General features: G+C 63.4%; 15 protein-coding genes and 1 pseudogene. 11 read left to right on the top strand and 5 right to left on the bottom strand.

Annotation, left to right across the window (positions count from 1 at the left end; all coding sequences use genetic code 11):
• Positions 1 to 33 precede the first annotated feature (33 nt).
• Complete coding sequence (locus E6B08_RS14910; RefSeq protein WP_136914735.1) at positions 34 to 1,419, bottom strand: aldehyde dehydrogenase family protein; 1,386 nt, start codon at positions 1,417 to 1,419, stop codon at positions 34 to 36.
• 105 nt (positions 1,420 to 1,524) lie between these two features.
• On the opposite strand from E6B08_RS14910, the gene ptrR reads away from it, so the two are divergent.
• The 4 genes from ptrR (at position 1,525) to E6B08_RS14890 (ending at position 4,453) form a co-directional block, all read left to right on the top strand.
• Positions 1,525 to 2,391 carry a putrescine utilization regulator PtrR gene (gene ptrR, locus E6B08_RS14905; RefSeq protein ID WP_136917408.1) on the top strand — a complete coding sequence of 289 codons (867 nt, stop codon included), beginning with the start codon at positions 1,525 to 1,527 and terminating at the stop codon, positions 2,389 to 2,391.
• An 85-nt stretch (positions 2,392 to 2,476) separates the two neighbouring features.
• The gene (locus E6B08_RS14900) at positions 2,477 to 2,920 is read left to right on the top strand and encodes a carboxypeptidase regulatory-like domain-containing protein (RefSeq protein WP_136914734.1); all 444 of its coding nucleotides are present in this window, start codon (positions 2,477 to 2,479) and stop codon (positions 2,918 to 2,920) included.
• Positions 2,921 to 2,977: 57 nt separating this feature from the next.
• Positions 2,978 to 3,724 (top strand): phytanoyl-CoA dioxygenase family protein, encoded by a 747-nt coding sequence (locus E6B08_RS14895; protein WP_136914733.1) that lies wholly within the window; start codon positions 2,978 to 2,980, stop codon positions 3,722 to 3,724.
• 207 nt (positions 3,725 to 3,931) lie between these two features.
• Complete coding sequence (locus tag E6B08_RS14890) at positions 3,932 to 4,453, top strand: acyloxyacyl hydrolase (RefSeq protein ID WP_136914732.1); 522 nt, start codon at positions 3,932 to 3,934, stop codon at positions 4,451 to 4,453.
• Between the two features lie 98 nt (positions 4,454 to 4,551).
• Here E6B08_RS14890 and E6B08_RS14885 read toward each other — a convergent pair whose 3' ends face one another.
• Complete coding sequence (locus tag E6B08_RS14885; protein ID WP_136914731.1) at positions 4,552 to 6,675, bottom strand: TonB-dependent siderophore receptor; 2,124 nt, start codon at positions 6,673 to 6,675, stop codon at positions 4,552 to 4,554.
• A gap of 239 nt (positions 6,676 to 6,914) precedes the next feature.
• Entirely contained in the window at positions 6,915 to 7,805 is an 891-nt protein-coding gene (locus E6B08_RS14880) for a universal stress protein (RefSeq protein WP_136914730.1), read from the bottom strand.
• Positions 7,806 to 7,921: 116 nt separating this feature from the next.
• Here E6B08_RS14880 and hisN point away from each other — a divergent pair, with 116 nt between their 5' ends.
• Together hisN and E6B08_RS14870 are read left to right on the top strand one after the other, a co-directional pair.
• Entirely contained in the window at positions 7,922 to 8,713 is a 792-nt protein-coding gene (gene hisN, locus E6B08_RS14875) for a histidinol-phosphatase (protein ID WP_136914729.1), read from the top strand.
• A gap of 118 nt (positions 8,714 to 8,831) precedes the next feature.
• Entirely contained in the window at positions 8,832 to 9,563 is a 732-nt protein-coding gene (locus tag E6B08_RS14870; RefSeq protein ID WP_192938668.1) for a hypothetical protein, read from the top strand.
• Positions 9,564 to 9,587: 24 nt separating this feature from the next.
• Here E6B08_RS14870 and E6B08_RS14865 read toward each other — a convergent pair whose 3' ends face one another.
• Positions 9,588 to 10,472 carry an alpha/beta hydrolase gene (locus tag E6B08_RS14865; RefSeq protein ID WP_136914728.1) on the bottom strand — a complete coding sequence of 295 codons (885 nt, stop codon included), beginning with the start codon at positions 10,470 to 10,472 and terminating at the stop codon, positions 9,588 to 9,590.
• Between the two features lie 42 nt (positions 10,473 to 10,514).
• Positions 10,515 to 11,522 carry a LysR family transcriptional regulator gene (locus E6B08_RS14860; RefSeq protein WP_136914727.1) on the bottom strand — a complete coding sequence of 336 codons (1,008 nt, stop codon included), beginning with the start codon at positions 11,520 to 11,522 and terminating at the stop codon, positions 10,515 to 10,517.
• Positions 11,523 to 11,874: 352 nt separating this feature from the next.
• Here E6B08_RS14860 and E6B08_RS14855 point away from each other — a divergent pair, with 352 nt between their 5' ends.
• From E6B08_RS14855 to E6B08_RS14835, 5 genes and pseudogenes are all read left to right on the top strand, one after another.
• Entirely contained in the window at positions 11,875 to 13,035 is a 1,161-nt protein-coding gene (locus E6B08_RS14855) for a quaternary amine ABC transporter ATP-binding protein (RefSeq protein ID WP_136914726.1), read from the top strand.
• A gap of 16 nt (positions 13,036 to 13,051) precedes the next feature.
• Positions 13,052 to 14,023: pseudogene (gene proW, locus E6B08_RS14850) on the top strand (glycine betaine/L-proline ABC transporter permease ProW); the annotation flags it as partial.
• Positions 14,024 to 14,087: 64 nt separating this feature from the next.
• Complete coding sequence (proX, locus tag E6B08_RS14845; protein ID WP_136914725.1) at positions 14,088 to 15,116, top strand: glycine betaine/L-proline ABC transporter substrate-binding protein ProX; 1,029 nt, start codon at positions 14,088 to 14,090, stop codon at positions 15,114 to 15,116.
• 141 nt (positions 15,117 to 15,257) lie between these two features.
• On the top strand, positions 15,258 to 16,316 hold the full coding sequence (locus E6B08_RS14840) for a GlxA family transcriptional regulator (protein WP_136914724.1): 1,059 nt from the start codon (positions 15,258 to 15,260) through the stop codon (positions 16,314 to 16,316).
• Positions 16,317 to 16,610: 294 nt separating this feature from the next.
• A complete protein-coding gene (locus E6B08_RS14835; RefSeq protein WP_136914723.1) occupies positions 16,611 to 17,567 on the top strand; it encodes an AraC family transcriptional regulator in 957 nt (318 codons plus the stop codon).

The raw sequence follows: 17,567 nt of genomic DNA, 5'->3' as shown, positions 1-17,567 counted from the left end.
TAGGGCCGCAATACGCGGCCCCAGGTCAGCCGATCAGTTGCGATCCAGCCACACCGTCTGGGCATTGGTGAACTCACGCACGCCAAAGTGCGACAGCTCACGGCCGAAACCACTCTTCTTCACGCCGCCGAAGGCCACGCGAGGGTCGGAGGCGCAGTAACCGTTGATGAACACACCGCCAGTGTCCAGGGCCGCAGTCATGCGCTCGGCCAAGGCGTAGTCGGCCGTGTAGATGGTCGAGGCCAGGCCGAACTCGCTGTCGTTGGCCAGCTCCACCGCATGGTCGGCGTCACGTGCGGTGATGATCGCCGCCACGGGGCCAAACAGCTCCTGCTTGAATGCAGTCATTTGCGGGGTGACGTTGGCGAACACGGTCGGCGCATAGAAGTTGCCTACACCTTCGATCTTGTTGCCGCCCAGCAGCAGGGTAGCGCCTTCGGCGAGGGTCGCCTGAACCTGCCCATCGAGCTCGTCACGCAGGTCGTAGCGGGCCATTGGCCCGATGTAGGTGTCGTCCTCCAGTGGGTTGCCGACTTTCAGCTGGCGCGTTGCTTCGACGAACTTGCTGGTGAATGCCTCGACGATGCTTTGCTCGACGATCAGGCGCTTGGCCGCCGCGCAGACCTGGCCGGTGTTCTGATAACGGCCAATGACCGCCGCTTGCACTGCAGCGTCCAGGTCGGCGTCGGCGAGCACGATGAACGGGTCGGAGCCGCCCAGTTCGAGCACGCACTTCTTCAACGCTGCACCGGCTTGGGCGCCGATGGCCATGCCGGCGCGTACGCTGCCGGTGAGGGTCACGGCGGCGATGCGTGGGTCGTTGATGGCACGGGTGACGCCTTCCGGTGTCACGTTCAGCACCTCGAACACGCCTTGTGGCAAGCCGGCATCCTTGAACAGCTCACCCAGCAGGTAGGCGCTGCCCATGACGTTCGGTGCGTGCTTGAGCACGTAGGTGTTGCCGGCCAGGATCGCCGGGACCGCGCCGCGCAGTACCTGCCAGATCGGGAAGTTCCAAGGCATCACAGCCAGGATCGGGCCGAGCGGACGGTATTCGATGCGGGCCTTTTCCACCTGGGTCGGCTCGGCGGCGAGCATCGCCGGACCATGCTCGGCGTACCAACGGCACAGGCCAACGCACTTGGCGACTTCGCCGCGGGCCTGGCTGATGGGTTTGCCGATTTCGCGGCTGATCATCTGCGCGAAGGCTTCGGCCTTGGTTTCAAGGGTGCTGGCCAAGGCGAGCAGGGCTTCGCTGCGCTGCCCCAGCGACACTTGGCGCCACTGGCGATAGCCGGCCTTGGCGCGTTGCAGCGCCGCTTCCAGTGCGGCGTCGGTGTCGAAGGGGTAGCTGCCGATCTGCTCGCCGCTATGCGGGTCGACGGAGATGGCGTGGGTCAGGCTGCTGATCTCGCTCATGGCTGGGCACTCATTGTTGTCGATTCGTGAGGCCAGACTAGTGGGCTATGGCTTTATTGAAAACTGAATAATAATGAGCGAAACATTCACGTTTGGAGAATGATCGTGGACCTCGTGCAGTTGGAGATCTTCAAGGCCGTGGCAGAGCAGGGCAGCATCAGCGCCGCTGCCCTGCACATCCACCGGGTGCCGTCGAACCTCACCACCCGTATCAAGCAGCTCGAGGAAGACCTTGGCGTCGAGCTGTTCATTCGCGAGAAAAGCCGCCTGCGGCTGTCGCCGGCGGGCTGGAACTTCCTCGAGTACACCCGGCGCATTCTCGATCTGGTGCATGAGGCGCGGCTGACGGTGGCGGGCGAGGATCCGCAGGGTACCTTCGCCCTCGGCTCGCTGGAGAGCACCGCCGCTGTGCGCATTCCAGGCCTGCTGGCGGCTTACAACCAGCGCTACCCGAAGGTCGACCTGGACCTGTCCACCGGCCCGTCGGGGACCATGCTCGAGGGTGTGTTGTCCGGGCGGTTGGTGGCAGCGTTCGTCGATGGTCCGGTGTTGCATCCGACCCTTGAGGGCATGCCGGTGTTCGAGGAGGAAATGGTGGTGATCTCGCCGCTCAACCACCCGCCGGTGACCCGTGCCCAGGACGTCAACGGCGCGAGCATCTATGCGTTTCGCGCCAATTGCTCGTACCGCCACCATTTCGAGAACTGGTTCGTCCAGGACCAGGCCGTGCCGGGCAAGATCCACGAGATGGAGTCGTACCACGGCATGCTCGCCTGCGTCAGCGCCGGGGCGGGCCTGGCCATGCTGCCGCGCAGCATGCTCGACAACATGCCCGGCTGCAGCACCGTCAGCGTTTGGCCGATGTCCGAGGACTTCCGTTACCTGAAGACCTGGCTGGTGTGGCGTCGCGGCACCGTTTCGCGCAGCCTGAGCATGTTCGTCAAGCTGCTCGAGGAATGCCGCGCGGCATAGGCTTTCGACCATGTGTCCGGGCGAACACCAGCGTCAACAGGGCGTCAGATAATAGGTAAGCCATCCCCACACGGAGGGGCGAACCATGCGTAATCATCAATATGCGCTGGGCGCGGCGTTGCTGCTGACCCTGGCGCTGCCCTGGTCGCTGGCGGCCGCCGCCGACCTCGATGCACCCATCGACATGCAGGCCGTGCAGTTGCAACCCCAGGAGCAGAACGGCATCCGCTACCTGGAAGGCGGCATCGGCCAGGACGAGGCCAATGCCCTGCGCAAGACGCCTGGCTATGACCTGCACATCGAGCTCTCCACCGGGCCAGAAGGCAAGTTCCAGAGCGGTGCCTCGGTCGATATCCAGAATGCCCAGGGCCAGTCGGTGCTGAGCGTGCAGGATGCCGGACCGCTGCTGTATGTACAGCTGCGACCCGGGCACTACAAGGTGATCGGCAATGCACAGGGCACGACGGTGCAGCAGCCGGTCGTGGTGGACGGCAAAGGCCCGGCGACAGTCAATCTCAACTGGCGCTGATTGGCTGACGGCCGCCTGGAGTACATTTGTACTCAAAGCTCTGAGGAGCATATCGCCATGGGGCTGGACACGCAGTTGCAAGCGCTGGAAGAGCAGGGCTATGTGCTGCTACCCGGTGTACTGGAACCCTTGCGCATCGCGTTGCTGCGGTGCGCCATCGATGACCTGCAGCCGATCCACTGGGATTACCAGGGGCTGCTGGAGCACTACAAGTGCGTCTTCAATCGCAATCCGCTGTGGTTGCCGTTTCTCGATTTGCCACCGCTGATCGAACTGGCGGAGGCGACGCTAGGCCGCGATTGCCATGTCATCGGCCAAACTGCCTGGCGCAGCCACCCGGGCTACGTGGGGACCGCTCTGCACCTCGATCACTTGCCCATGGAGCTACCGGCATGGCTCAGGGAGCGGGGCGATTTCAGCCCGCCAGCGCAGATTCTCACGGCTCAGTTGTACCTGAGCGATATTGACCACAGCATTGGGCCGACCTGGGTGGTCCCAGGCAGCCATCGCGCGGGGCGGGCACCGCACCCTGGCGAAGACAACTGGCGCGGTCAGGACGCTCATGCCGTGCTGTGCCAGGCGGGAGATGCGCTGGTGCTGCGCAGCGATGTCTGGCACCGCGGCGGTGCCAACTGCAGTGCCGCCCGAGCGCGGGACATGCTGCAGGTGCATTACGGGCGGCGGATGGTCGCGCAGAAGTTTTCACCCTATCTCGACTGGCGCTTCAACCCGCAAGTGCTCGAAGAGGCCACGCCCCGGCAACGGCGGTTGCTGGGCGACCACGAGGAGGCGGAATACGACTGATCCGACGGCGTCGGGTGGGCACGGTAGCAATAAGGTGGCAAAACGTTTTAACTTTCTGATTATTTGGACAATAATCAGAAAAGTATTACAACGTGTGGCCGATGGGATGCAACGGTCCGCGAAGAACACGAGGGGCTCGAGCCCCCACTTGCCCTGCAGGCTCTTTCCCTGCGACGGCCTGCCCGTGACCATCAGGAGATGTCATCGATGAAAATCCGTCTTGCCGCTTCGCTGGCCGCTGTCGTACTGGCCTTCGGTGGTACCAGCCTGGCCCAGGCTGCACAAGTGTCCGGCGCCATTGGCGCCACTGGCCAGGGCGATATGACCTACCGCCTCGGCATGTCGTTCGACTGGGATACGAAATGGCTGCAAAGCGATACCGGCTATGTGACTGGCTACTGGGATGCCGGGTACACCTACTGGGAAGGCGGTGAGGCCAGCGGCGCCCACTCGCTGTCGTTCAGCCCGGTGTTCACCTATGAGTTCAGCGGCTTCACCTATACCCCTTACATCGAGGCGGGCATCGGCTTGGCTGCGTTTTCCAAGACCGATGTGGGCGACCAGCGCTTGGGCTCGGCGGTCAACTTCGAAGACCGTATCGGGTTCGGCCTGAAACTGCCGGGCGACCAGAAGATTGGGCTGCGGGCGATGCACTACTCCAATGCCGGGCTGAAGCAGCCCAACGATGGGATCGAGTCGTACTCGCTGTTCTACAGCCGAGGGTTCTGACCTTCACGGCCCATCGCCGGCAAGCCGGCTCCTACTACGGCTGAGCCATGCCTGTAGGAGCCGGCTTGCCGGCGATGGGCTGCGTGGCAGCCCCCCCATCAAAACGTGTAGGAAACCCCAGCCTGCACCGTACGTGGCGCACCCGGATACACGTAGGTATTGAACGCGCCTTCGTCATAGCCTTTGTTGAACACGTTCTTCACGTCCAGGTTCAGGCGTACGTGCTCGTTGACCTTGTAGAAGCTCAGCAGGTCGACGACGCTGTAGCTGTCCATGTCATAGGTCGACGTTGCGGTCTGGCCTGCGCGGTCATCCACATACTTGACGCCAACCCCCAGGCCCAAGCCCTTGGCCAAGCCGTCCTGGAACTCGTAGGTGTTCAGCAGGCTGAAGCTGTTGCGCGGAATGTTCGCCAGGCGGGTGCCTTTGGCCAGGGTGGTGTCCTGGGTGACCTCCGCGTCCACGTAGGCGTAACCGCCAATCACTCGCCACGCGGGGGTGAGGTTGCCGGCGATGTTGATATCCAGGCCACGGCTGCGTACTTCCCCGGCGGCGATCTTGTAGGCGTCGTCGGCGGGATCGACGGTGAGTACGTTCTCCTTGACGATGTGATAGATCGCCGCGTCGATGGCCAGCTGGCGGTCCAGCGCCTGCCATTTCACGCCCAGCTCGTACGACTTGCCTTTTTCCGGATCGAACCCCTGGTTGAGGCGGCTGGCGCCGCTATTGGGTTTGAACGAGCGCGCCGTGTTGGCGTACACCGCGACCGTGTCGGTCAGGTCGTAGATCAGCCCGAAGCGTGGCGTGACCGCATTGTCCGCGGCATCCCAGCCCTGGGCGCCGGGCAGGTAGTTTTCGTAGTGGTGTTCGAAGCGCTCAAGGCGCACGCCGACCAAGGCCTTGAGGCGCTCGGTCAGGGCCACTTGGTCCTGCACGAAGGCGGCCCAGGTCTTGAGGTTTTCCCGGTCGTCGGTCGTGGTGCGGGTGAGGGCAGGGCGCGGTTGGCCAAGCACCGGATCGAAAAGGTCGATGGGGTAGGCGCTTGCGCCGTTGGCCGAACGACGGATGAACGAGGTGTAGTGGTAGTTCTCGTACTCGATGCCGGTCAGCAGGGTATGGGCCAGGCCACCGGTGTCGAAATGGCCAGTGAGGTTGAGCTGGTAGTCGCGGTCGGTCCATTCCAGCTTGCGGTAGTTGAAGTTGCGTCCCAGGGTGCGACCATCGGCCTGCAGGGCGTTGGCCTCGACGGCGTTGCCCTTGAGCGAGCCATCGAGCCACTGCATGCCGCCGCCCAGGGTCCAGTCGGCGTTGAGCATGTGCTCGAAGCGCAACTGGGCCATGTTGTTGTCGTTGTGCAGCAGGTTGTCGCTGCCTTTCTCCCAGATGTTGGTGTCGCGCGAGGCGCTGCCACGTTGGCCGGGCAACCGGGTCAGGCCACGGTCCAGCGGATGGTTGTTGCGCATGAAGTCGCCTTCGAAGATGACCTTCGTCGTCTCGTTGACGTGCCAGCTGACTACCGGGGCGACGTCATAGCGCTCGCTCTGGACGTCGTCGCGGAAACTGTCGCCGCCTTCGCCCAGCACGTTCAGGCGATAGGCAAGCGAGCCGTCGGCATTCAAAGGGCCAGTGGCGTCGAGCGTGGCACGGTGCATACCCTGGTCGTCGAACTGGCTGCCCAGGGTGACTTGGCGCTCGGCCAGCGGCTGCTTGCTGACGACGTTGAAGGTACCTCCGGGGTCGCCACGGCCGTAGAGGCTGGTGGCCGGGCCGCGGATCACCTCGAGGCGCTCGACGGTGTTGGCGTCGGGGGCATTCGGGTAGCCACGGTTGATCGGGAAGCCGTTGCGGTAGAACTCGCCGGTGGTGAAGCCGCGCACGGTGAAGGTGGTCAGCCCCTGGCCGCCAAAATTGTTGGCGCGGCCGACACCTCCGGCGTAGTCCAGGCCATCCTGCAGGCGTGTGGCGCTGGTGTCTTCGAGCACATCCTTGGGGACCACGCTGATCGATTGTGGGGTGTCGTGCAGCGCGGTGTCGGTGCGCGTGGCGCTGGCGGAGCGGGTGGCCCTGTAGCCGTCGACCGGGCCGTCGGCGCGTTCGCTGTCGGCGCTGCTGGTGATGCTCAAGGCCTGGAGTTCGATGGAGTTACTGGAGGTTTCGGGCTCGGCCCAAGCCAGCGGGGAGACAGCATGAAGCACACAAAGCGAGACGAATGTGCGACGCATTGACGATACGATCCTGGGAAATATGCGCTAAGGGAGGGTAGAAAGCGGCTGGAAAATACTACGAATCATTATCAAATGCATTATTTTTAAATGGAGCTTGCGTGCCAGATTTGCGGGGCGGCTGATGGCCTCTTCGCGGGCAAGCCCGCTCCTACAGGATTTGTGCCGCTGCCATTAGCGGCGCCGTATCTGTAGGAGCGGGCTTGCCCGCGAAGAGGCCCGCACAGACAACGAAAATCTCAGCGCAACGCCTTGATCGCCAAGACGTTGCACAGCGGATGCTCGACCACATGCGCCGTGGTCCCGCCAAGGAAGGTGTGCAGCGCATCATGGCGATGGCTACCCATCACGATCACATCCACCCGGCTGTGGCTGACGAACTGGGCAATGGCCCGGGTCGCCGGACCTTCCAGAAAATGCCGGCGCTCGAGCGGCACCTGATGGCGATCGCCGAGGTGGTTGAAAGCCGTGCGCTGGGCCGTGCGCACACTGCCATCGAAACCTGGCATGGTGACTGTGCCGGCACCGAAGTCGGCAATGTGGGTCTTCGCCGCGTCGCACACATGCAACAGGTGCAGTTCGGCATTGCACTGCAAGGCCAGGGCATGGGCGCTGGCGATGACCTGGTCGTCCAGGTGCTCGCCATCACCGAGACTGTGCAGGTCTACCGCCGCCGCGATCTGCCGGGGCAAGGGCAGGCGGATCTCGCTGACCAGGTGGACCGCGACGGGGCTGTCCTTGAGCAGTTGCCAGTCCAGGGGGGTGACCAGCAGGCGTTTGAGTACGGGTTCGTGTTGCACATCCTTGACCAGCAAGTCGCAGCCCAATTGCTCGACTTGCTCGAGCACGCTGGCCAGGGGGTCGCGGGTCAGGCGCATCTCGGTGGAGACGTCGAGGCCGTCGTTACGCAACTGCTCCGCCTCGTCGGCCAGCCACTGACGATTGTATTCGAGCAGGCGCTCACGCTCGCGGCCATCGCCCATCAGGCCAAAGGTGTCGACATCGTCGACGAACACATTCAGGTCGAGCAGTGCGCCGCTGGTCTGGGCCAGCGCGGCAGCGCGCTGCAGGGCGGGCGTATGGCGCATCTGCGGGCCGAGCATGACGAACAAACGCTTGAACTGGCTCATCTCACACCTCCACGTGCGGCAGCCCCCCGGTTCGTTACCTGTCTGTTCAGTCTAGAGCCTGCATCGCGGGTTGTCGGGTATGATGCCTGCCTCCTCACCCATACGAGACCTGTTCCATGCCCTTGAGTGCTGTCCAGATCGGCGAATTCCGCGCCTTCGCCGAGCAACTGGCCGATGCCGCCGCCCAGGCGATCGAGCCGTATTTCCGTGCCAGCCTGGACGTCGAAGACAAGGGCGGGCGGCTTTACGACCCAGTCACCGTGGCCGACAAGGCCGCCGAGGACGCCATGCGCGAACTGATCCAGGCCCGTTACCCTGAGCACGGCATCCTGGGTGAGGAAGCCGGCGTGGCGCTGGGCAGCAGCCCGTTGACCTGGGTGCTGGACCCCATCGACGGCACCCGCGCCTTCATTACCGGCCTGCCACTGTGGGGCACGCTGATCGCCCTCAACGATGGCGAGCGCCCGGTGGTCGGGGTGATGAACCAGCCGTTCACCGGCGAACGCTTCATCGGCACGCCGCAAGGTGCCTGGCGTGGCACCACGGCGCTGAAGACTCGCGGCTGCACCGAACTGTCGGCGGCGACGCTGATGTGCACCACGCCGGACATGTTCGATACTCCGGCACGCAAGGCGGCCTTCGAGGCGGTCGCGGGTCAGGCGCGGCTGATGCGCTACGGTGGCGATTGCTATGCCTACTGCATGCTGGCGTCCGGGTTCGTCGACGTGATCGTCGAGGCGAGCCTGCAACCGTATGACGTGCAAGCGCTGATGCCGATCATCGAAGGTGCTGGCGGGGTCATCACTGCCTGGGACGGCAGCTCGGCACAGAATGGCGGGTGCGTGGTGGCCTGTGGCGACCCGGTGTTGCACGCCAAGGTGGTGCAGATGCTGCGCGACGCCATGTAGGCGATGAGACCGAAACGGTCGAACGCCTACTGTCATCGCACTTTTTTGAATTTCCGGGCTCTATGAATGGCCAGGCTGCGCCGACTCCCAGCGCAGCCGCCGATTTCGACCCGGATCAATGGTTGCAAGCAAGTCAGTCATTTCATGCCGCCTGGTCCTGGCGGCCACGCTTCTTTGCCTCGGGGCCTGCACCCAGGAGCAGGGCCGCGACATCGTCAACCAGTTCGGCAACGGCAAGCCCAGCGAACTGTTCCAGACCAGTGTCGATCGCATGGCCACCCTGGCCATGCGTGACAATCTGCAGAGCCTGTATCTGCTGATGAACAAGCTGTACCTGCGCAATCCCAATCAGTGGAAGCTTTCCGGCTTCCTCGATGCGACCACCGCCGAACGTCAGATCCGCCTGGCCATCGAACAGCAGCACCCGCTGCCACAACTCGGCGATCGCCGCGACCTCGCTGCCTTGAGCTACGCCTTGAGCCCGGAGTTCCGCGGCGACCGCGTCGGCGCCTTCATCTATGCCATCGGCAGCATGCTCGTCACCGCTCATGGCGGGCGCACCGAGTTCTACATGACCGACACCCTCGATCCACTGTTCATCAACAATGCCGCCCGCAATATCGAAAAGGCCACCTGGATGCTCAGCCAACGCCAGGACGCCAATGGCGTGTTGCTGCTGTTCTCCAACGAAATATCGGAGGAGGGCAGCAACCTGAGTTTTGCGGTGGAGTTCGGCAAGATCGTCGCGCGGCTGGACCTGTTGGCCGAGTTGCTGGATGAGCGTTACCGGCGTATCGGACTCAACTATGCGCAAAGCCTGTTGTTGATGAACTTCCTGCCAGTGCAGTGAAGAGGCTACGCAGTGGCCCAGCGACTACAGCAGGGCCTGGATCGCCTGACGATAGCGGCGCCCGCCCAGGCTCATGCTGTTGTTGTGGGTCGCGCCAGGCACCAGCAGCAGGGTCTTGGGCTCCTGGGCCGCATCGAACAGTTGCTGGCTGAACTGTGACGGCACGTAGCGATCGTTCAGGCCATGCACCAACAGCACCGGCAACCCGACTTGCTTGATCTTGCCCAGGGAGTCGAACTTTTGTGACAGCAACCAGCGTACCGGCAAGCGGGTATCGGTCAGCACGGCGGCGACGTCGCCCAGGGAGGTAAAGGTCGACTCCAGGATCAAGCCGCGTGCCGGTGCCGGGTTGCCATCGGCCTTGGCCTGGCGGCTGAGTTCGGCGGCCAGGTCCACTGCCACGGCACCGCCCAGGGAATGGCCGAAGATCAGGCGCTTTCCGGGCGCCGGTTGGAGTTGCGCAAAACGCTCCCAGGCGACGCGTGCATCCTCATAGACCGTGGCTTCCGACGGCAGGTCGCCGCGGCTCTGGCCGAATCCGCGGTAGTCCACGGCCAGTACCGAATAGCCCATGGCGTGCAGCTGCTGGATGCGGAACAACTGCCCGGTGAGGTTCCAGCGCACCCCATGCAGGTAGAGGATGGCCGGCGCATCGGCGCGCTGCGCCGGCCACCACCAGGCATGCAGGCTCTGGTTTTCGGCAAAATTGCGCGGGCGCAGGTCGAGTTCCTGCACGCCACTGGGCAGGCCATGGAACCAGCTGGCCTGGCCCGGCTCGATGCGAAACACCAGCTCGCGCTCCTTGCGCTGCAGCACGGCGCAGCCTGCCGGCAGGCCAATGACCAACAGCAGGGCGCACAGCCAGGTGAGCCAACGACGGCGCAGGTGGATGAGGAATGGGGTAAGCATGGCCAGCTTTTAGCAAATTCAGCAGCGTTGATGTCAGAAAAATTACCGAGCGGGCGCCTGCGATGGTTGCAAACTGTGTCTCAAGTCCTCCAGCAACGGCTCGAATTCATCCAGCAGCCACTCGCGCAGCCGACGGCAACTGGAGTCGTGCTCCTTGTCATCGTTGAAGGCAAGGAAGTGAAAGGTGTCCTTGAGCACCAGTTGCTGCTCGACCGGGCGCACCAGCAGGCCCTGGCTGACCAGTGGCTGCACCAGGTGGTGCCAGCCCAGTGCGACGCCACGGCCGGTGAGGGCAAATTGCACCAGCAGGTTGTAGTCGTTGGCGTTGAAGAAGTGTGGCGCGCTGCTCGCGCGGCTTTTCAGGTCGACGTCGTGGAAGGCCAGCCAGACGTTCCAGTCTACGTGCTCGGACACCTGGGAACGGCCATAGGGGCTGAGGTTGAGCAACGAGGCGTCGCGCAGGCCTTCCAAGGTGCGCAGTTGCGGATGCTCGGCGAGGTACTGCGGCGTGCACACCGGATAGATCACGTCGTGGTTGAGCGGATGGCAGCTGTAGCCGGTCTGGATCCTGCCCAGCTTGGTGATGTAGATGTCTGGGCGCACCCCCGGCTCCATGGCCAGGAAGTTCTGCGTGGTGACCAGGTTGATGTCGATGTCCGGGTTGTCGTCGAAGAAGGCTGGTAGGCGAGGGCCGAGCCAAAGTGCGGCGAACGCCGGGGAGCAGCACAGGGTGACCACGTGCTTGCTCTTGCTGTTGCTGCGGATGCGCTCGGCAGCCTGGGAGATGTTGACGAACGATAACTGCACCGCGTCGAAGAAGATCGACCCCGCCACGGTCAGCTCCACCGCACGGCCGACCCTGGCGAACAGCTCGGCTCCCAGATAAGTCTCCAATTCACGGATCTGTCGGCTGACCGCAGCCTGGGTCACGCACAGGGCCTCGGCCGCACGGGTAAAATTCTGGTATTTGGCAGCCGCCACGAAGACCTTCACCGCCCGCAGTGACGGCATCTTGATCAGCGTCTGATCGGGTTCGGAGTGTTTGACCATGGTGGTGGGGCTGAGTCCTTCGGCGGGCCTGGTGAGTCACTCTAGCCTGTCGGGCGCCTGGCGGTAAATGCGCAGCCGTCTAGCGCCGTGCTTGCGGGGCGATTGATAACTTCAGGTAATGGTTTGCGCGTTACAAATGTCGTTGGATCCTGTTCGGGTCAAGGCCTAACTTAAAAACCACGGCGCGACATTGACAACTCGATGTCGAATAACTTTGAAGCAGGACATTCTGCGTGCCGGTGTTGACTCAGGTTCGGATTTGAACCGACTGCCAAGCGTACTCGCACTGATCCCGCCTTATTGAAAGTGCGAAGTTGATGGATTGGTTAATAAGCATAATAACGAGGGTCGTATGAGCGATGCCGATGAGATTCTTTCGGTCAAGAACATCTTCAAGGTCTTCGGGCCCAACCCGAACATGGCCATGGAGATGCTCCGCAACGGAGCCGACAAGAACGAGATCTTCAGCAAGACCGGCCACGTCGTCGGCGTGTTCGATGCCAGTTTTTCCGTCAAGCGTGGCGAGATCTTCGTCATCATGGGGCTGTCCGGCTCGGGCAAGTCGACCATGGTGCGGCTGTTCAACCGCCTGATCGAACCCACCTCCGGCAGCATCCACCTCAACGGCCGGGAAATCACCGGCCTGTCCGACAAGGCCTTGCTCGACGTACGACGCAAGGAAATGGGCATGGTGTTCCAGTCCTTCGCCCTGATGCCGCACATGAGCGTGCTGGAAAACACCGCCTTCGGCCTGGAGATCGCCGGCGTGCCGGAGTCCGAGCGCCACAGCCGTGCCCGCGAAGCCTTGAGCCAGGTCGGCCTGGCCGGCCACGAGCACAGCTATCCGCACCAGCTCTCCGGTGGCATGCAACAGCGGGTGGGCCTGGCCCGCGCCCTGGCCAACGACCCGGCGATCCTGCTGATGGACGAGGCCTTCTCGGCCCTCGACCCGCTGATCCGCAGCGAGATGCAGGGCGAGCTGATCCGCCTGCAGGCCGAGCAGCAGCGCACCATCCTCTTCATTTCCCACGACATCGAGGAAGCCATCCGCATCGGCCATCGCATCGCGATCATGGAGGGCGGCCGGGTGGTGCAGATCGGCACGCCGCAGCAGCTGATCAACGAGCCGGCCAACGACTACGTGCGGACCTTCTTCAAGGCCTTCGACAGCTCGCGGGTGCTCAAGGCCGGCGATGTGGCCAAGTTCGACCCGGCGGTGGTGTGCAAGGTCAACGGCAAGGCGCCGAGCTTCCAGGCCGGCGTGCCGTTCGGCTACCTGGTCGATGACCGCGGCCAGTTGCTCGGCGTGGTCGACACCGACGCCAACGGCGCCACCGCCAGCGATCGCTACAGCCTGCACGAGAAGCGCCCGGTCTATACCGACACGCCATTGCACGAGGTGCTTGGCATCGCCGCCGACCTGCCGTACCCGGTACCGGTGCTCGACCGCGAGGGTGCCTTCAAGGGCACCTTGTCGAAGAACGAGCTGCTGCAGACCCTGAGCCGCAACTAACAGCGCCCGCTGGCCTAAAAAGAGGCAAACCCTCATGTCCGACTTCAGCCTTCTCGATCCTTTCCAGGCGGCCACCATCCCACTGGGCGACTGGGTCACCGCTACCCTCAACTTTCTCGTGCACAACTTCCGCGAGGTATTTCGCGCCATCCGCTGGCCGATCGACCAGGTGCTCAATGGCATCGAGCTCACCCTGCAGAGCATCCCGCCGACCATTGGCATCCTGCTCTCGTCACTGCTCGGCTGGCAGCTGGCCGGCAAGCGCATGGCCATCCTCTGCTTCATCACCCTGACTCTGCTCGGGCTGATCGGCGTGTGGGCCGAGTCGATGACCACCCTGGCGCTGGTGCTCACCTCGGTGTTCTTCTGCGCGGTGATCGGCATTCCGCTGGGCATCGTCTGCGCCCGCAGCAACCGCCTGGAAAGCATCATCCGGCCGTTGCTCGATGCCATGCAGACGCTGCCGGCGTTCGTCTACCTGGTGCCGGTGGTGATGCTGTTCGGCATCGGCAACGTGCCGGGCGTGCTGGTGACCATCGTGTTCGCCCTGCCGCCGTTGGTGCGCCTGACCAACCTGGGCATTCGCCAGGTGCCCGAGGACAAGATCGAGGCGGCCCGCGCCTTTGGCTGCACGCCTCGGCAGATGCTGACCCGGGTGCAATTGCCGCTGGCCACCTCGACGATCATGGCCGGCCTCAACCAGACCCTGATGCTGTCGCTGTCGATGGTGGTGATCGCCTCGATGATTTCCGTCGGTGGCCTGGGCCAGATGGTGCTGCGCGGTATCGGCCGGCTGGACATGGGCCTGGCCACGGTCGGCGGCGTCGGCCTGGTGCTGCTGGCGATCTTCCTCGACCGCCTGACCCAGGCCATGGGCGCACGCACCAGTGCCGACCCGAGCCTGCGCTGGTACCACACCGGCCCTGTCGGCCTGGTGCTGCGCCTGTGCGGCGCGGGGCAAACGCAAGGGCGGCGCAAGACTGCCTGAATTCAGCTGGACGACGTTCGATCTGCCGCACTTGAAGATAACAATCAAAAGAAGGTCCGCGACGATGCACGAATCCATGTTCACCCGCAGCATCCTGAAGTCCGCCAGCGCCCTGGCCCTGGTCACCGTCTCTCTGTTCGCCCAGGCTTCGGCGGACAAGCCGGGGGAGGGTGTCAAGGTGACGCCGATCTTCCCCTCCATCGCCGAGGAGCGCTTCCGTGGCGAAGTCGCCATGGAAGGCCTGCGTGAGCTGGGCTACAACGTTCAGGAGCCGAAGGAAACCGAGTACGGGGTGATGATGGTCGCCTTGGCCAATGGCGATGCCGACTTCACCGTGCACCTGTGGGAAAAACTCCACGACAAGTTCTACCAGCAGGCGGGCGGCGACGATGTGATGGTCAAGACCGGCAATATCCTGCCGGGCGTCGCCCAGGGCTACCTGATCGACAAGAAAACCGCCGACCAGTACCACATCCAGTCCATCACCGACCTGAAGAAACCCGAAATCGCCGAGCTGTTCGACACCGATGGCGACGGCAAGGCCGACATGACCGGCTGCAACCCGGGCTGGGGTTGCGAACTGGTGATCTCCCACCACATGAAGGCCTATGACCTGGACAAGACCGTCAACGTCAACCAAGGCTCCTACTTCGCGCTGATGGCCGACACCATCACCCGCTTCAAGGAAGGCAAGCCGATCCTGTACTTCACCTGGGTGCCGCAGTGGATCGCCAGCGTGCTGGTGGAGGGCAAGGACGTGGTCTGGCTGCAGGTGCCGAAGACCGATCTGCCTGACGGCAACAATGACGTCGATACGATGTACCACGGCAAGAACCTCGGTTTTGCCATCGACAAGGTGGTGGCGGTACTGAACAAGGATTTCGCCGAGGAGAACCCGGCGGCCACCAAGTTCCTGTCGCTGGTGCAGATCAGCACCGACGATGAGAGCAACCAGAACCTGAAGATGCAGAAGGGCGAGAAGAAGCCCGCGGACATCACCCGTCATGCCAAGGAATGGGTGGCTGCGCACCGTCAGCAGTTCGACGAGTGGCTGCAGGCATCGCGTGCGGCGGCTACCCAGGCCAGCAAGTAGTTCTGTTCCATTAGCGGTGGCTCTTTCGCGGGTAAACCCGCTCCTACAGGTATCCCGCCGTCTTGGCGATCACATTCACCCTGTAGGTGCGGGCTTGCCCGCGAAGGGGGCAGCGCCTATATCGCAGTAGAGTCATACCTCATGAGCCACTTCGAAAGCATCCTCAAGAACACCAACCTGGCCCACCTCGAGCCCGCCGGCCGCACCGTGCTGCCGCTGCCTTGCCGAAGGGTGGCCTTCGTCCTGCGCGAGCATTTCTCGATGATGGCCTTCACCGCCGCCATGGATTCGCTGGTCACCGCCAACCTGATGAGCGCCACGCCGCTGTTCCAGGTCCAGGTGGTAGGCGAGGGCCCACAGGTAATGAGCGACCTGGGCATCGCCTTGCCGGTCGACACCGCGCTGGCCGACCTGGACGTGCAGGGCCTGGGTTGCCTGCTGGTGTGCGGCGGCTTGCGCGTCCGCCTGGAGGCCGCTCCGGCGTTACGTAACAAATTGCGCCAGGCCGATCATGCCGGCTGCTTGCTCGGTGGGCTGTGGAATGGTGCATACTTTCTCGCCGAGGCCGGCCTGCTGGATGGCCATGAATGTGCCTTCCACCCTGATGGTCGGGCGATGTTGAGCGAGCTTTTCCCAAAGGTGCGCCTCAGCCGCCAGGCCCATGCGCTGGACCCAAAGCGCATGAGCTGCGCAGGGGCCAGCAGCGCCCTGGACCTCATGCTGGCATGGCTCGAGCACCAAGGCGGCCCAGGCCTGCGCCGAGCGGTGGAGCAAATGCTCGCATGTGATCGCGCACGGGTACCGAGCGACAGGATGGCTGCAGCGCCGGAAGTGGACCCGAGCCTGCCGCGCGGGGTTCGCCTGGCATTGGAGTTGATGCACGCCAATATCGAGGACCCGATCGGCATCGACGAGATCGCCGAACATGCAGGGTTGTCGCGGCGCCACCTGGAACGGTTGTTCCGCCGCCACGTGCAGGCGACGCCTCCGCGCTATTACCTGGAACTACGCCTGATCCATGCCCGGCAGCTGCTGCAACACACCAGCAAGTCGCTGACCGAGGTGGCGGTGGCCAGCGGGTTCGTCAGCTTTCCGCATTTCTACCGACGCTTTCGCGAGCTGTTCGCCATCGCTCCGCGGCAGTACCGCGCGCGCAGCCAGGGCTGGGCGGGCAGGGCGGTGGCGGTCGAGAATATGTAACTCCCTTTGACACTGCTCATCCTGTAGGAGCGGGTTCACCCGCGAACACCGGCATAGCCGGTGCCATGCGCCAAGGTGTCTGCTTCGCGGGCAAGCCCGCTCCCACAGGAATCGTGGAGGGTCGTAGATCATGAATTGTGTTCGATTATCGCCCCGGTTCAATCTGCCCCTCGTCCGTTATTCGCCCATCGAATCCCTTCGTCGCATTGCCCCTCGTTCTGCTTTTACATACTGTGTGCTCGCGTAAACTAAAAAAAAACATAAAACATAATTACAAAACCGAGTGCCTGCCTTATGGAAAGTCGCCTGCTGAGCGAGCGCAGTAGCGTGTTCCATCACGCCGACCCCTATGCCGTTTCCGACTACGTCAACCGGCATCTGGGCCAGCATTGCATCGGGTTGTCCCGCAGTACCCGCCCGCAATCCAGCCTGAGCCACCGCAAGTTCGCCGAACTCGACCTGTGCCGTATCAGCTACGGTGGCAGCGTGCGGGTAACCTCGCCCGCGCTGGAGACCATCTATCACCTGCAGATCCTGCTCAACGGCAGTTGCCTGTGGCGCGGCCACCAGCGCGAGCACCATCTGGTACCGGGCGAGCTGCTGCTGATCAATCCGGACGACCCGGTCGACCTGACCTATTCCGAAGACTGCGAGAAGTTCATCCTCAAGGTGCCGACGCACCTGCTCGACACCCTCTGCGAAGAGCAGCGCTGGCAGCGTCCGGCCGGGGGGGTGCGGTTCCTGCGCAACCACTACCGCCTGGAAGAGCTGGAAGGGTTCTCCAACCTGCTGGCCATGGTCTGCCAGGAAGCCGAGGCGTCCGACCCGTTGCCCCGGGTGCAAGGCCACTACAGCCAGATCGTCGCCAGCAAGCTGTTGACCCTGATGAACACCAACATCAGTCGGGAAGGCCTGGGCACGCCCGGCGCCAGCCTGGAGCGGATCCTCGATTACATCGACCGCAACCTCAAGCTGGAACTGACGGCCGAGGCGTTGGCTGAGCAGTCCAACATGAGCCTTCGCTCGCTGTACGCGCTGTTTGATCGCCACCTGAGCACCACCCCCAAGCAGTACGTGCGCCAGCGCAAGCTCGAGCGGGTGCACGCCTGCCTCAGCGATGCCAGCTGCGCTGTGCGCAGCGTGACCGAGTTGGCCCTGGACTATGGCTTCCTGCACCTGGGGCGGTTTTCCGAAACCTATCGCCAGCGCTTTGGCGAACTGCCGTCGGAGACATTCAAGAACCGTCGCTGA

This window comes from Pseudomonas putida (assembly GCF_005080685.1).
Taxonomy (GTDB): Bacteria; Pseudomonadota; Gammaproteobacteria; order Pseudomonadales; family Pseudomonadaceae; genus Aquipseudomonas; species Aquipseudomonas putida_V.
The sequence above is the reverse complement of the archived record's forward strand: the minus strand, read 5'-3'. Positions and strand labels throughout refer to the sequence as shown.

Excerpts from the sequence above, each read along its gene's own strand:
- E6B08_RS14910 (WP_136914735.1), bottom strand. The coding sequence starts at position 1,419 with ATGAGCGAGATCAGCAGCCTGACCCACGCCATCTCCGTCGACCCGCAT.
- E6B08_RS14900 (WP_136914734.1), top strand. The coding sequence starts at position 2,477 with ATGCGTAATCATCAATATGCGCTGGGCGCGGCGTTGCTGCTGACCCTG.
- E6B08_RS14895 (WP_136914733.1), top strand. The coding sequence starts at position 2,978 with ATGGGGCTGGACACGCAGTTGCAAGCGCTGGAAGAGCAGGGCTATGTG.
- E6B08_RS14890 (WP_136914732.1), top strand. The coding sequence starts at position 3,932 with ATGAAAATCCGTCTTGCCGCTTCGCTGGCCGCTGTCGTACTGGCCTTC.
- E6B08_RS14885 (WP_136914731.1), bottom strand. The coding sequence starts at position 6,675 with ATGCGTCGCACATTCGTCTCGCTTTGTGTGCTTCATGCTGTCTCCCCG.
- E6B08_RS14880 (WP_136914730.1), bottom strand. The coding sequence starts at position 7,805 with ATGAGCCAGTTCAAGCGTTTGTTCGTCATGCTCGGCCCGCAGATGCGC.
- hisN (WP_136914729.1), top strand. The coding sequence starts at position 7,922 with ATGCCCTTGAGTGCTGTCCAGATCGGCGAATTCCGCGCCTTCGCCGAG.
- E6B08_RS14870 (WP_192938668.1), top strand. The coding sequence starts at position 8,832 with ATGGTTGCAAGCAAGTCAGTCATTTCATGCCGCCTGGTCCTGGCGGCC.
- E6B08_RS14865 (WP_136914728.1), bottom strand. The coding sequence starts at position 10,472 with ATGCTTACCCCATTCCTCATCCACCTGCGCCGTCGTTGGCTCACCTGG.
- E6B08_RS14860 (WP_136914727.1), bottom strand. The coding sequence starts at position 11,522 with ATGGTCAAACACTCCGAACCCGATCAGACGCTGATCAAGATGCCGTCA.
- E6B08_RS14855 (WP_136914726.1), top strand. The coding sequence starts at position 11,875 with ATGAGCGATGCCGATGAGATTCTTTCGGTCAAGAACATCTTCAAGGTC.
- proX (WP_136914725.1), top strand. The coding sequence starts at position 14,088 with ATGCACGAATCCATGTTCACCCGCAGCATCCTGAAGTCCGCCAGCGCC.
- E6B08_RS14840 (WP_136914724.1), top strand. The coding sequence starts at position 15,258 with ATGAGCCACTTCGAAAGCATCCTCAAGAACACCAACCTGGCCCACCTC.
- E6B08_RS14835 (WP_136914723.1), top strand. The coding sequence starts at position 16,611 with ATGGAAAGTCGCCTGCTGAGCGAGCGCAGTAGCGTGTTCCATCACGCC.